Genomic DNA, 13,870 nt, shown 5'->3' on the forward strand with positions numbered 1-13,870 from the left:
TGCGCACGCGGCCCGCGCTTGACGACGCCTGCCGTCGTGCCTGACGCTCGATTTCGTCACGTGGCTGGTCGCATTCACTTCGGTCGGCGGTGAATGGTTCGGAATGTGGATGTCGAAGCAGTGGAACGGCGTGCCGGACGCGTTCCGGCTCTTCATCCCGCTGCTGCTCGTTTCCTTGACGATGCGCAACGACGGCACCAACGACACGCGTGCCGCGGCCTGACACGCCGGTTTCGTCGCGCGCCGCCGACCGGCCATCGGGACGATTGCCGGCGTCACCGCGTCCGGCTATAAAACGGGAATGGACACGAATCGCTGGATTCACGACCCCGTCGGCGCGTTTCGCGCGTGGCAGGAAACCGCCGCGACCGGCGCCGACCGCCGGCCGTTCGCGCCGCGTTCGATCGTGCAGCATGTCGCGATGTTCGAGCGATTCCTGCGCCACCTGAGCGCGCAGCGCGTGTCGCTGGCCACGTTCGGGCCCGACCACGTCGCGGCCTTCCTCACGGAACTCGACCGCACCTGCGCGTCCGGCACATCGACGCGCGTGCGCTATGCGAAGCTGATCGACCGGCTCGGCCGGCATCTGGTCGACGCCGGCGTGCGAACGATCCATCCGGCCGGCCGGTCGACGCGCGATCTCGCCTGGCCGGACGGCGAGCCCGAGCCGTGCTATCTGCCGCCCGATGCCGACGCGGCGCTGCAGCGCCATGTGCAGCCGCGGCCGGACGACACGCCGGCCGACTGCCGGAATCGCGCGATCGTCGCGCTGCTGCTCGCGACCGGCATCACGTCGGCCGAGATTCGCGCGGCGACAAGCGACGCACTCGATCTCGACGCACGGCCAGCGATGTTGTCGGTGCCGCGCGATCGGGCGCGGCCGGCGCGCCGGATCACGCTCGCCGAATTCGCGGGGGCGCCGCTCGCCGCATGGCGCGCGCGCTCGGACGTGCCGCCGTCGGCGCGGCTGTTTCCCGCGCCGCGCGGCGGCGCAATGAACGACATGTTCCTGCTGCTCGTCGTGCGCGATGCGCTGAACGCGATCGGCTTTCATGCAGCGGACATGAGCCCGCGCGTGCTGCGCAATACGTATGCGCGCCGCCAGTTGCTCGCCGGCCACGCGCATGCCGATGTCACCGCGATGCTCGGTCTCGCCAGCATGCGAACGGTCACGCGCATTCGGCAGACGCTGCCGCCCGATGCGGCCGCGGATCGCGCCGCGCACGAGCGCTGATCGCGCGCCGCCGGCGCGGACCGTATTTCGTCCCGGTTCGCTATTCGCCCGGCTTCGACTGGACCAGCCGCAGAATCCGCGTGTCGTACGGCGATTGCATCACTTCCGCGATGCGGATGTCGGACGCGGCCGGATGCAGCGGATTCAACAGGAAATTATGGGCGTGCGGCACGACGACGCTCGGCACGCGCAGCAGCACGCTCGGCTGCGTGTGCAGCCACTCGGTGCCGGCGCTGCGGGTCCAGTCGACGTTCGTTCGCCAGTCGTCCGGCGCATCGCCTTCCGCGATTTCGGCGACGTCCACCGAATCGGGCACCTCGATACGCAGCAACTGGTATCCGCTCGGCAATTGCGCGACGGTGGCGATTTCGAAATGAACGAGCGTCTCGAGCAATGCGAGCGCCGGATGCTCGGCGAGATACACGACGGGCTGCCCGGCGAAATGCCAACGCCCGCCTGCCCGCAACCCGCCGATGCCTTTCAGGTCGGCGTAATTGCTGATCCGCCACAGCGTCGTCAAGCGAAGTACCCTTCGTCGATCTGCGTCAGGGCCTCTTCGACGAGCCGCGCGCCATGCTCGGTGCTGGCCATGTCGAGCGACGTGCGGCCGCCGAAGCGCTGGAGCCCGTTGCGCAGCCACGCCATCGCCTTGTCCTGGTCGCCGAACGTGGCCGTCGCCTGCGCGACGATGCGCGCGAGGCGGATCGCCTTGTCGGATTCCTCCGGCGACAGGCGTTCGTGCGCCTGGCGACGGTGGCTCAGCGTGCGACGCGGAATGATGAAGGCCAGTTCGTCCGATTTCAGCCCGCGCTCCGACAGCCGGTCGATTACCGACACGTCGACGCGCGCGCTCGCCAGCTCGGCCAGATCGGCGCCCGACCGGACGCGGATCGCCAGCAGCTGCTCGAGAATCGTGAATTCGGCCTGACGCGGATGGGCGACGCCCGAAGGATGAAAAGCGATGGTGCTCATGACCTCTCTCCGGCAATTTGCCCAATCATTATAGGCGTTTTGCCGGACGCATGCGGAGGGTTGAGCGAGCGTTTGCCGATCGGGGCTGGGAGACCGGTATTCGGGGGTACGCGAATCGGAGATTCGCCTCGGGGATGGGGTGTAAAAATTCAGTATATAAAGTCATCGTTCGCGACGACGTGAAGTTGTCACGTAACAATTTTCCAACGGTAATACGCGAATTGGAGGAATCGCCTCTTTTCCCTCGTCCGATTCCTCACCCCGGTAACACGCAGGGCTCTACGGATTACCCATCGACCGCTCCAGCCGCCTCCGTACACGCGAAATCGCGCCTCGCGCCGACCGGCCTACTTACTGTTCGACACAACCGGCGTCGGCGCATTGGCCAGCAGCGCGCTGAACTTCGCCGGCACGGTGATGATGGACACGGCGATCGGCTCGAGCATGACGAAATCCCAGTTCGATATCGGCTCGGTCGTCCGTCCGTGGTCAGCCACCCCACGCGGACGACCGGATCACGCTGCAGAAATTGCCCGCATGGAAATGCGGATCCTTGTCCGCGAGCACGTCGGCCTTCACGTTGCCGAACGTCGTGCCGGGCTTGTGCTTGATGCCGTCGTAGAACGCCTGAATGATGTCTTCCTTGAACTGCGGCGTGCGCGGATGCGCGCGCACGACCGCTTCCCGCTCGATGTCGCTGTATTGCGGGTAAGCGAGGCCCAGTACGTCCATCTCGACGCCCGCCGTGACCAGCGCGACGACCGGATGCATGTGCTGCGGAATACCGGGCGTGGTGTGCAGTGCGATCGAGGCCCACACGACGTCGATGTCCTGTTGCGAGATCCCCTTTCCCTTCAGAAAATCGCGGGCAGCATTGGCACCGTCCACTTCGAAGCGTTCGCATGCGCTGCTGTGCCGGTGCGTGAGCCCCATGTCATGGAACATGCAGCCGCAATAGAGCAGCTCGGGATCGTACTCGAGCCCGCGGCGCCGGCCCGCCAGCGCCGCGAAATAGAACACGCGGCTCGAGTGCTGGAACAGCAGATCGGATTCGGTATCGCGCACGAGTTCGGTGATCTCGCGCGTCAGTCGAGTATCGGGAAGGGTGATGCCGGCAACGTTCACAGTCATGATCGATCTCCATGGAAGACATGCTCGATTCTCCGGAATCCGACAGGTGTCTCAAATAGGCGGATTACGACAAATCCTGCCATTTCGCGCGACGGACGGACAGGGTGCCGGCACGGTGAAGAAAGCGCCCCTATACTGCTGCGCATCACGTTCGATACGACACGCAACCGATCATGCCGAAGGTCGTGGGTATTTTTGCCGTTCCGGGAGTTCAACTGCTCGACGTCTCCGCGCCGCTCGACGTGTTCGCGCAGGCGAACGTCGAATGCGGGAAGCCGTTCTATGCGTCGCGGATCATCGCGAGCGGGGCCGGTGCGATCCGCAGCTCGTCCGGTGCGCGGCTGCTGCCCGACTGGATCGCACCCGACATCCCCGAGCGCATCGACACGCTGCTGGTCGCCGGCGCGCCGAACGCCGGCCAGATCGCGCTGCGCACCGACGTTCTCGCGTGGTTGCGCGCGGCGGCCGTGCAAAGCAGGCGCTACGGGTCGATCTGCACCGGTGCATTCATCCTCGCCGCCACCGGCCTGCTGAAAGGGCGTCACCTGACCACGCACTGGGCCGCCGCCGATGCACTCGGCGAAGCCTATCCGTCGCTCGTCGTCGACGCCGACGCGCTGTACGTGCGCGACGGCAAGCTGCGCACCGGCGCGGGCGTCACGGCCGGGCTCGATCTCGCGCTCGCGCTGGTCGAGGAAGATCTCGGCCGCGAGATCGCGCGGCGCGTCGCCGCGCAACTGGTGATGTTCTTCAAGCGCCCGGGCGGGCAGCTCCAGTTCAGCCGCAAGGGCGAAGCACGTCCCGCCGGACGTTCGGTGCTGCAGGAAGTGCAGCGCTGGGTCGCCACCCATCCGGAGCTCGAGCATTCGGTGGCCGAGATGGCGAAACATGCGGGCATGAGCGCGCGCCATTTCGCGCGGCTGTTCAGCGCGGAAGTCGGCATGACGCCGGCCGCGTGGGTCGAGGCGACCCGCATCTCGGCCGCCCGCCAGTTGCTCGAGAACGGCCACGACACACCGAAGCAGGTCGCCGCGAAATGCGGCTTCGCGAACGTCGATACGCTCAGGCGAGCGTTCACCCGGCACGTCGGCATCACGCCGGCCGAATACCGGAAACGGCAGGCGATCCTGGCTGCGTGAGGCGGTATAGGCGGCGTCGAATCGAAGGACGCCGACGGCCTCGTAAAAATACTTCGGAATACGATGCAATGGTTCGTCCCGCTTCCTCCGCGCCGATCGATCTTGTCGCCCCCGATAGGCCAGCCCCCTGCTCCAGTTCGCCGACAATCATCAGATGAAACTGCGTGCCGCGCGAATCGTTTACCCAGTTGCAATAATGATTCGCTGCAACGCGTATTTCCGACCGGTAACGCGATCGTTACGATGCAATCAACCGCTGAACGCAACGAGCGAAGCGCGAAATCAACAGAACCGGAGGTCACCATGAAGTCGTTCATCACCGCTGTCGTCGCCGCAACCGCCTTGTCCGCGTCGTACGGCGCATTCGCCCAGTCGAACCCGGCGGGCCAGCTGACGCGTGCGCAGGTGCGTGCGGAACTCGTCCAGCTCGAACAGGCCGGCTACAAGCCGGAAGTCTCCGATCAGTATTACCCGCGTGCGCTGCAGACCGCGCAGGCCCGCGTGACCAACGCCGATGAAGCCGGCTACGGCGCGCAAGCAGCCGCTGGCGCGCGCGCCGGCCGCGCGATCGCGGTCAAGCAGGAAGGCCGCGACTCGATCTACTTCGGTCAGTAAGCCCGCTACGCGCCGGCGTATTCCGGATACGCCCACCGAACCGCAACACCCCGCTCCCGTTCATCGGGGCGGGGTGTTTGCTTGTCGACGGACCGCGCCCTTCTCCGCTCGCATGCCGCGCAGCGCCGTTCACGCAAGCGTCCAGTGTTTGCGCATAGAATGGCCCGTGGTCGGCGTCGGCCAGCACGAACGCGAGCGGTATCACGACGCCCGCTGGCCGGCCCGATGTCGTACTCGGCGCATTTTTCGAAAAGGAGCGGTTTCATGTCTCAAACATCCGGTTCCACGATTACGTTTCGCCGTCCGGACGGCCAGGAACTGCAGGGCTATCTCGCCACGCCGGCACGGACCGAAGGCGCGCCCGCGGTCGTCGTCATCCAGGAATGGTGGGGCCTGAACGACCAGATCCGCGGCGTCGCCGATCGCCTCGCGCGCTGCGGCTACTTCGCGCTCGTGCCCGACCTGTATCGCGGCAAGTCGACGGTCGAGGAGGAAGAAGCGCACCACCTGATGACCGGCCTCGATTTCGGCGACGCCGCGTCGCAGGACATTCCCGGCGCGGTCGCATACCTGAAGACGCTCGCGCCGCGTGTCGCGGTGACCGGCTACTGCATGGGCGGCGCCCTCACGCTGCTGTCGCTGCAATACGCCGAGGCGGACGCCGGCGTCACGTGGTACGGCTTTCCGCCGCTCGACTACATCGATCCGGCCAAGCTCAAGGTGCCGCTGATGGGTCACTGGGCGACGCAGGACGCGTTCTTCACGATCGACCAGGTCGACGCACTGGAAAAGAAGCTGACCGATGCGAAGGTCGGCTTCGAATTCCATCGCTATCTCGCGCACCATGCGTTCGCGAACGAAACGGCCGTCGGCCCCGGCCGCATCGCCGGCACGCAGTTCGATCCGGTGTGGTCGGAAACGGCGTGGGATCGCACGCTCACGTTCTTCGGCCGGACGCTCTGGACGGAGCACGCGTAACGTAACGCCGCTTCCCGCGCGGCGACGGTACAAACGAAAACGCCACGGATTTGCGTCCGTGGCGTTTTCGTTTTCACCCCCCTTCGGGTGGGCCGACAAGCATGGCTTACCCGTTCGCTGCCGACGCGGGCGCTAGGACCGCCGCCTTGTCGTAGTCGACCGGTGCATCCGGCGCGCGCGGCGCTTCGCCTGCACGCTGGATCCACCCACCGCCGAGTGCGCGGTACAGGTCGACCAGGTTCGTCCAGCGTGCCAGACGCGCGCTGATCAGCGACTGCTGCGCCGAGTACAGATCCGTCTGCGCGGTCAGCACCGACAGATAGCTATCCACACCGTTCTTGTAACGCAGGTCCGACAGGTCGAAGCGCCGCTGCTGCGCGTGCTCGTTGCGCTCCAGCGCCGCGATCTGCTGGTCGTACGTGCCGCGTGCGGCGAGGCCATCCGACACTTCGCGGAACGCCGACTGGATCGCCTTCTCGTAGTTCGCGATCTCGATGCGCTTCTGCACGTTCGCGAGATCGAGGTTCGCGATGTTCTGCCCGCCCTCGAAGATCGGCAATGCGATGTTCGGCGCGAACGACCACGCCGCCGTGCCGGCCTTGAACAGGCCGCCCAGCGTCGGGCTTGCGGTGCCGAACGCGGCTGTCAGCGAGATGCGCGGGAAGAACGCCGCGCGCGCCGCGCCGATGTTCGCGTTCGCGGCCAGCAGCGTCTGCTCGGCCTGCATCACGTCCGGACGACGCGTCAGCAGATCCGACGGCAGGCCAGCCGGCACGTCCGTCAGCAGGTTCTGCGCGTCGAGCGGCATGCCGGCCGGCAGATCGTCCGGCAGCGGCTCGCCGATCAGCAGCACCAGCGCGTTCAGCGCCTGTGCGCGGGCACGCGCCTGCGCCTGCTGGTTCGCGAGCGCCGTCTCGACCACCGTCTGCGCCTGACGCAGCTCGAGCTCGGAGCCCGTGCCGTTGTCGAACTGCAGCTTGGTCAGGTCGTACGACGCCTGCGCGGTCTTCAGCGTGTCCTCCGTGACCTTCAGCAGGTCATCGGTCGACAGCAGCGTCAGGTACTGATCCGCCACCTGCGACACCAGCGAGATTTCCGACGCCTGCCGCGCGTACGACGTCGACAGGTACTGCGCGAGCGCCTGATCCTTCAGGCTCTGCACGCGGCCGAACAGGTCGAGCTCCCACGACGCCGACAATCCGACGTTGTAGCTGCGCGAGATCAGGGGCTGGCCCGTCTGCGATACACCGGCCGGGAAACGCTGGATGCTGCCCGTACCCGTACCGTCGAGCGTCGGGAACAGCCCCGCACGCGTGATCTGGTACTGCGCGCGCGCCGCCTCGATGTTCAGCACCGACACGCGCAGGTCGCGGTTGTTTTTCAGCGCGATCTCGATCAGCCGCTGCAGGCGCGGATCGACGAAGAACTCGCGCCAGCCGATGGCGGTCGCCGCCTGGCCGTTCGCGCTGCGCGCGCCGGCCGCGCCCGGCTGCGTCGCGTAGACGCCGCCGGCCGGGTACGCCTGCGCGACGGGTGCATCGGGCCGCTTGTAGTGCGGCGCCATCGTGCAGCCGGCGGCAAACAGCGCGGCAGCCAGTGCGGCCGCGGTTGCGGTCAAAGCATGTTTTTGCATCGTTACTGCCCCTTCGAATCGTGTGCGTCGTCGTGACCGCGCTGCAGGTCGCCCTGCACGAGACGCCATGCGTCGTCGACATTTTCCGTCTCGCCGCTGAAGATCGCGCGAACCCGCACGAAGAACATCGGGATCATGAAAATGGCGAGGAACGTCGCCGTGATCATCCCGCCGATCACGCCCGTGCCGATCGCGTGCTGGCTGGCCGAGCCCGCGCCGTTGCTGATCGCGAGCGGCAGCACACCGAGCATGAACGCGAGCGACGTCATCAGGATCGGGCGCAGCCGCAGGCGCGCCGCCTCGATCGCCGCACGCACCGGCCCCATGTTCCCGGCCGCCTGCAGATCGCGTGCGAACTCGACGATCAGGATCGCGTTCTTCGCGGACAGGCCGACGGTGGTCAGCAGGCCGACCTGGAAGAACACGTCGTTCTCGAGGCCGCGCAGCATCGTCGCGAGCAGCGCGCCGACCACGCCGAGCGGCACGACCATGATCACGGAGAACGGGATCGACCAGCTTTCATACAGCGCCGCGAGACACAGGAACACGACGAGAATCGAGATCGCATACAGGATCGGCGCCTGCGAACCGGACTGGATTTCCTGGAACGACAGCCCCGTCCACGAGTAGCCGATGCCTTCCGGCAGCTTGCTCGCGAGCGCTTCCATCGCGGCCATCGCCTGGCCGGTCGACTTGCCTTCCGCGGCCTGCCCCTGGATCTCGATCGACGACACGCCGTTGTAACGCTCGAGCTTCGGCGACCCGTAAATCCAGTGGCCGGTCGAGAACGCGCTGAACGGCACCATCCCGCCCGCGCTGTTGCGCACGTACCAGATGTTCATGTCCTCCGGCGTCATCCGGAACGGCGCGTCCGACTGCACGTACACCTTCTTGATCCGGCCGTCGGTATCGAGGAAGTTGTTCACGTACTGCGACGCCCACGCGATCGAGAACGTCTGGTCGATCGCCGCGGCCGTCACGCCGAGCGCGTTTGCCTTCTCGCGATCGATGTCGACCTTGTACTGCGGCGTATCGTTCAGGCCGTTCGGACGCACGAGCGCGAGCGCAGGATCCTTCGCGGCCAGCCCGAGCAACTGGCCGCGCGCGGCCATCAGCGCTTCGTGACCGAGGCCGGCGTTGTCCGTCAGCTCGAAGTCGAAACCGGCAGCCGTACCGAGTTCGGGAATCGACGGCGGGTTGAACGGAATCACCATCCCGTCCTTGTACGTCGAATAGTGCGCGAAGGTCCGGCCGATCAGCGCCTGCACCTTCTGGTCCGAACGCTGGCGCTGCTCGTACGGTTTCAGCTTCACGAACACGAGGCCCGCGTTCTGGCCGCGGCCCGCGAAGCTGAAGCCGTTGACCGTGAACACCGAGTCGACCACCTCCTTCTCGGCGGTGGTCAGGTACGTGTTGATGTTGTCGAGCGTCTTGCCGGTCGTTTCCTGCGTGGAGCCCGACGGCGTCTGCACGATCATGAACATGTAGCCCTGGTCTTCATCGGGCAGGAACGACTTCGGCAACCGCGCGAACATCACGCCGACCGCGAGGAACACGGCCAGGTAGATCACGAGCCAGCGGCCCGAGCGCTTGATCACGTGGTTCACGCCGCTCGTGTAGCGATCGCGGCTGCGATCGAACGTCCGGTTGAACCAGCCGAAGAAGCCCTTCTTCTCTTCGTGATGCCCCTTCTCGATCGGCTTGAGAATCGTCGCGCACAGTGCGGGCGTCAGGATCAACGCGACCAGCACCGACAGCACCATCGCCGACACGATCGTCAGCGAGAACTGACGATAGATCGCGCCGACCGAGCCGCCGGAGAACGCGACCGGCACGAACACCGCCGACAGCACGAGCGCCACGCCGACGAGCGCGCCGGTGATCTGGCCCATCGCCTTGCGGGTCGCCTCCTTCGGCGACAGCCCCTCTTCCGCCATCACGCGCTCGACGTTCTCGACCACCACGATCGCATCGTCGACCAGCAGGCCGATCGCGAGCACGAGGCCGAACATCGACAGCGTGTTGATCGAGAAGCCGGCGAGGCCCATGATCGCGAACGTGCCAAGCAGCACGACCGGCACCGCGATCGTCGGGATGATCGTCGCGCGCAGATTCTGCAGGAACAGGTACATCACGAGGAACACGAGCACGATGCCCTCGATCAGCGTCTTGACCACTTCCTCGATCGACAGGCGCACGAATGGCGTCGTGTCGTACGGGTAGTGCACGACGAGGCCATGCGGGAAGTACTTCGACAGCTCGTCGATCTTGGCCCGCAGCGCGTTCGCGGTCGCCAGCGCGTTCGCGCCGGTCGCGAGCTGGATGCCGAGGCCGGCCGTCGGCTGCCCCATGTACTTCGTGTCGAACGTGTAGTTCTCCGAACCCAGTGCCGCGCGGCCGACGTCCTTCAGGCGAACCTGCGAGCCGTCCTGGTTGACCTTCAGCAGGATGTTGCCGAACTGCTCGGGCGTGCGCAGCAGCGTCGATTCGGTGATCGTCGCCTGCAGCACGGTGCCCGGCTTCGCCGGCGTGCCGCCGATCTGGCCGCCCGCGATCTGCACGTTCTGCTGCGTGATCGCGGCCGTCACGTCGGTCGGCGTGAGGCTGTAGTTGGTCAGCTTGATCGGGTCGAGCCAGATCCGCATCGAGAACTGCGAACCGAGCAGCAGCGTCTGGCCGACGCCGTTCACGCGGCTCAGCGGATCGAGCACGTGCGAGGCCACGTAGTTCGTCAGGTCCTCCTTCGACATCCGGCCGTCCTCGGAGTTGAACGCGAACCACATCAGCCAGTTGCTGCTCGACTTCGTCACCTGCATGCCGAGCTGCTGCACGACCTGCGGCAGGTTCGGCGTCGCGAGCGACAGCTTGTTCTGCACCTGCACCTGTGCGACGTCCGGATTCGTGCCCGGCGAGAAGGTCAGCGTGATCGTCGCGTTGCCCGAATCGTCGCTCGTCGACGACATGTACAGGAAGTTGTCGAGCCCGCTCATCTGCTGCTCGATCACCTGCGTGACCGTATCTTCCACCGTCTTCGCGGAAGCGCCCGGGTAGTTCGCCTGGATCTGGATCGTCGGCGGTGCGATCGTCGGATACTGCGCGATCGGCATCTTGAAGATCGATGCGACGCCGGCCAGCATCAGCACGATCGCGATCACCCACGCGAAGATCGGGCGATCGATAAAGAACTTGGCCATGAAACGGACTCCCTGTTATTGCGCGCTCGACGCGGCGGCCGAACTCGCTGCGGCATTGGCCGCGGTCGTCACCGGCGCGGCGCTTGCCGGCGCGGCGCCTGCCGTTGCGGCGGATGCGGCGTCCGGCGCCGGGGCGAGCTGTGCGGCGACGGTCTTCACCGTCGCGCCCGGGCGCACCTTGTCGACGCCCTGTACGATCACGTGATCGCCCGCCTGCAGACCGCCTTCGACGATCCAGTTCGGGCCGTACGTGCCAGTCGTCGTCAACGGACGCATCTCGACCTTGTTGGCCGCGGTCACGACCAGCGCGATCGCCTGCCCTTTCTGGTCGTGCGTGACACCGATCTGCGGTACCAGGAACGCGTTCTCGTTCACGCCTTCCTCGATCCGTGCACGCACGAACATCCCCGGCAGCAGCACGCGGCCCGGGTTCGGGAAGATCGCGCGGATCGTCACCGAGCCGGTGGTCTGGTCGACCGTCACATCCGAGAACTGCAGCTTGCCGGCTTCCGAATAGGTCTTGCCGTCTTCCAGGATCAGCGACACCTTCGCCGCGCCCGGGCCGCTCGTCTTCAGACGGCCGCTCTGCACGTCCTGACGCAGCTTCAGCCCTTCGAGGCTCGACTGCGTGAGGTCGACGTACACCGGATCGAGCTGCTGCACCGTCGACATCAGCGTCGCCTGGCTCGCCTGCACGTAGGCGCCCGGCGTCACTTGCGAAATGCCGACGCGACCGGAAACCGGCGACACGACGTCCGTGTAGCCGAGGTTGATCTGCGCGGTGTCGACCGCCGCCTTGCCGGCCGCGACGTCCGCCGCGGCCTGGCCTTGCGTGGCGACCGCGTTGTCGTAGTCCTGCTTGCTGACCGCGTTCGCGGCGACCAGCACCTTGTAGCGCGCGACCAGTGCGTTCTGCGTGACGAGATTCGCCTGCGCTCTCGCGAGCGTCGCCTTCGCGCTGTTCAGCGCAGCAACGTACGGCGCCGGATCGATCTTGTAGAGGCGCTGACCGGCCTTCACGTCGGAGCCTTCGATGAATTCACGGCGCAGCACGATGCCGTCGACCCGCGCACGCACTTGCGCGACGAGGAACGCGCTGGTGCGGCCCGGCAGTTCGGTCACCGCCGGCACGGCTTGCGGCTGCACGGTGACGACGCCGACTTCCGGCGTGGGCGGCGGCGGCGCCGCTTCTTTTTTCCCGCACGCAGCCAGGAAAACGGCAGCCGTTGCGGCAGTGATTAAGCGGTATGGAACCCGTTCGACGCGCATGGAGCGACCTCTCACAATTAGACGACCTTCAATGGGAATCACCAGATCTCCTCATGGCCCTGACGCGCGGCGGACCTGCAGCGTCCTGTCCGCCGCGGATGCGGACACGTGTTGCGGATGTGCGTTGCACCCTGCGGAGCGTTCGTGTGCCGAACTGCTTCCGAAAAAAGAATGGCGCGCCCGCGGCCTTGGCGGGCGCGCGTTGCCGCGAGTTCGGCCAGACTGCTAGCGCGCGGGCCGGAATGCGGCGCCGGCGAATTCGATGAACGCGCGCGCGGCGGCCGGCAGCCGCGCGGCACGCGCATGCGCGAGCTTCAGCGTGACGGGCGCGAGCGGGTGGAGCGGGGCCACGCGCACCAGCGTGCCGGCCGCCAGATCGGCATCGACGAGATACGCGGGCAGCACCGCCGCGCCCATGCCGGCCACGGCCAGCCGCCGCGCCATCTCGATATGGCCGACGCCCGTATTGCCGGGCGCTACGCCGGATCGATTCCCGGCCGCGTGGTCGTCGTCGGCCGCCGGCAGCTCCAGCCGCACGGCCGCGATGTCCGGCCAGTCGCCCGACGCAGCCGCGCCGCCGTGCGCGGCGACATAATCGGGCGCCGCGACGCGCACGGATTCGTACGCGGCCAACGTATGCAACGCGTGCGCGCCGGACACCGGCATGCCGTCGGTCAGGAACGCGACGTCGATGTCCTCGGTCGTCAGGTCGACGTGGGCATCGGTCAGCGTCACGGTCGGCCGCACGTCCGGAAACCGGTGCACGAAACGATCGAGCAGCGCGCTCAACTGGCTGAGCCCGAACGCGACCGGCGCGGCCACGCGCAATACGCCTTCCGGCTTGCTGCCCATCGCGACGAAACGGCCGTCGATCTCGTCGATCGCACCGAGAATCCGCTCGACGCGCGCGAGATACAGCTCGCCGATTTCCGTCAGCGACTGATGGCTCGTGCTGCGTTGGAGCAGGCGCGCGCCGAGGCGCGTCTCGAGCGCGTCGACCAGCCGGCTCGCCATCGCCGTCGACACGCGCAACCGCGTCGCCGCCCGGCGAAATCCGCCTTCCCTTGCCACCGTCACGAATGCCCGAATCGATTGAAGTTGGTCCATTTGTCCGGATTTCCCTGCGCGGACGACTGCCCGTCTACCTGCACCCGCCGCCGCGCCGCAGCCGGCCCGCATCGGCCCGGCCAATGCGGCGGCCCCGACACCGGCTCCGCCGGGTCGGTCGGCACGTTCACGACGGGCACGCGGCGGCTTGCAACGGACGCAAACCCGCCTCGGCAAGCCCGATGCACGATCGTTCAATAGCAGTCCTGAGTCTTTCCCGGCGATTCGCGGCGACGACGCCCGCGGCAAGGCCGGCGGCGTCCGCGCATCACGCGGACGATGCTGCCCGTCTCATCCGGGCGCGCTGAATCGCATTTCCTTCAGCAGGTGCAATGGTAGGGAAACCACCGAAAAATGGCTTGCCCGATCCTGCGATTGTTTTGCCTTAATTTCCGAATTTGTGCGCCGCACATCGCGCAACGAGCGCGACGCGGCCGCCGACCGCGCAGATCCGGATGATCGGGCTAATTTCGCACAGGTTTAGGCAATCTCGCGCGCGCAACTGGCCGTACGATGTGACCGCCGCGCCTGCATGTCGACCGCGAATCGCAGCCGCGCGCATTGCATCGCCCACTCCGCCAACCGCTCACGCAACATG

At 66.7% G+C, this 13,870-nt stretch carries 11 protein-coding genes and 1 pseudogene; 5 read left to right on the top strand and 7 right to left on the bottom strand.

The genetic code is table 11. From position 1 onward, the window contains the following. Positions 1-40 precede the first annotated feature (40 nt). Together HWX14_RS22885 and HWX14_RS22890 are read left to right on the top strand one after the other, a co-directional pair. A pseudogene (locus HWX14_RS22885) lies at positions 41-223 on the top strand (DUF2165 family protein); the annotation flags it as partial. 78 nt (positions 224-301) lie between these two features. Then, positions 302-1,234 carry a tyrosine-type recombinase/integrase gene (locus HWX14_RS22890; protein WP_175884673.1) on the top strand — a complete coding sequence of 311 codons (933 nt, stop codon included), beginning with the start codon at positions 302-304 and terminating at the stop codon, positions 1,232-1,234. A 40-nt stretch (positions 1,235-1,274) separates the two neighbouring features. Here the strand turns inward: HWX14_RS22890 and HWX14_RS22895 are convergent, their stop codons facing one another. The 3 genes from HWX14_RS22895 to HWX14_RS22910 form a co-directional block, all read right to left on the bottom strand. Beyond that, the gene (locus HWX14_RS22895; protein WP_126364566.1) at positions 1,275-1,754 is read right to left on the bottom strand and encodes an RES family NAD+ phosphorylase; all 480 of its coding nucleotides are present in this window, start codon (positions 1,752-1,754) and stop codon (positions 1,275-1,277) included. Further along, entirely contained in the window at positions 1,751-2,206 is a 456-nt protein-coding gene (locus tag HWX14_RS22900; protein ID WP_006480981.1) for an antitoxin Xre/MbcA/ParS toxin-binding domain-containing protein, read from the bottom strand. Before HWX14_RS22900 ends, HWX14_RS22895 begins: the two co-directional genes overlap by 4 nt. Positions 2,207-2,695: 489 nt before the next feature. Beyond that, complete coding sequence (locus tag HWX14_RS22910) at positions 2,696-3,337, bottom strand: HD domain-containing protein (protein ID WP_175884674.1); 642 nt, start codon at positions 3,335-3,337, stop codon at positions 2,696-2,698. Between the two features lie 173 nt (positions 3,338-3,510). Here HWX14_RS22910 and HWX14_RS22915 point away from each other — a divergent pair, with 173 nt between their 5' ends. The 3 genes from HWX14_RS22915 (at position 3,511) to HWX14_RS22925 (ending at position 6,069) form a co-directional block, all read left to right on the top strand. Then, complete coding sequence (locus HWX14_RS22915) at positions 3,511-4,476, top strand: GlxA family transcriptional regulator (RefSeq protein ID WP_175884675.1); 966 nt, start codon at positions 3,511-3,513, stop codon at positions 4,474-4,476. A gap of 303 nt (positions 4,477-4,779) precedes the next feature. Further along, entirely contained in the window at positions 4,780-5,091 is a 312-nt protein-coding gene (locus HWX14_RS22920; RefSeq protein ID WP_175884676.1) for a DUF4148 domain-containing protein, read from the top strand. Between the two features lie 264 nt (positions 5,092-5,355). Continuing rightward, positions 5,356-6,069 carry a dienelactone hydrolase family protein gene (locus tag HWX14_RS22925; RefSeq protein ID WP_175884677.1) on the top strand — a complete coding sequence of 238 codons (714 nt, stop codon included), beginning with the start codon at positions 5,356-5,358 and terminating at the stop codon, positions 6,067-6,069. A 106-nt stretch (positions 6,070-6,175) separates the two neighbouring features. Here HWX14_RS22925 and HWX14_RS22930 read toward each other — a convergent pair whose 3' ends face one another. From HWX14_RS22930 to HWX14_RS22945, 4 genes are all read right to left on the bottom strand, one after another. After that, entirely contained in the window at positions 6,176-7,702 is a 1,527-nt protein-coding gene (locus HWX14_RS22930) for an efflux transporter outer membrane subunit (RefSeq protein WP_175884678.1), read from the bottom strand. A gap of 2 nt (positions 7,703-7,704) precedes the next feature. After that, positions 7,705-10,896 (bottom strand): efflux RND transporter permease subunit, encoded by a 3,192-nt coding sequence (locus tag HWX14_RS22935; protein ID WP_175884679.1) that lies wholly within the window; start codon positions 10,894-10,896, stop codon positions 7,705-7,707. A 15-nt stretch (positions 10,897-10,911) separates the two neighbouring features. After that, positions 10,912-12,165, bottom strand: coding sequence for an efflux RND transporter periplasmic adaptor subunit (locus HWX14_RS22940; RefSeq protein WP_175884680.1), 1,254 nt, complete (start codon positions 12,163-12,165; stop codon positions 10,912-10,914). A 225-nt stretch (positions 12,166-12,390) separates the two neighbouring features. Further along, complete coding sequence (locus HWX14_RS22945; RefSeq protein ID WP_175884681.1) at positions 12,391-13,272, bottom strand: LysR family transcriptional regulator; 882 nt, start codon at positions 13,270-13,272, stop codon at positions 12,391-12,393. Positions 13,273-13,870 lie beyond the last annotated feature (598 nt).

This window comes from Burkholderia sp. BCC0044, assembly GCF_902832955.1.
GTDB lineage: Bacteria > Pseudomonadota > Gammaproteobacteria > Burkholderiales > Burkholderiaceae > Burkholderia.